The sequence below is a fragment of the uncultured Tateyamaria sp. genome (genome assembly GCF_947504105.1).
Classification (GTDB): domain Bacteria; phylum Pseudomonadota; class Alphaproteobacteria; order Rhodobacterales; family Rhodobacteraceae; genus Tateyamaria.
Window position 1 is genome coordinate 1 of sequence record NZ_CANNGP010000202.1, and the last position, 239, is coordinate 239.

The following is a 239-nucleotide window of genomic DNA, read 5'->3' on the forward strand; positions in this document are numbered from 1 at the left end:
GCGTCATCACGAGGACGCGGTTATTCAAGCCGGTCTTGGGTCCCCCAAACAGCTTCCGATTACCCTTGAATAGATCAATGACCACTGAGGAGGGCATGCGCTCCAGCGCGGCAATGACCTCACCCTTGCGTCGCTGGGCCTGGTTTGACGATCTCTCCTTCCCGGCGGGTTCGAAATCGACATAGGCCGCCGTCATGATCTCGGCGACTTCAGCCTTCGAAAGTGCCAATGTCTGGCCG

General features: G+C 58.6%; 1 protein-coding gene. It reads right to left on the reverse strand.

All coding sequences use genetic code 11. The features are described 5' to 3' along the window. On the reverse strand, positions 1–239 hold a 239-nt coding region (locus Q1A75_RS24195), incomplete at both ends, for a hypothetical protein (protein WP_299641594.1).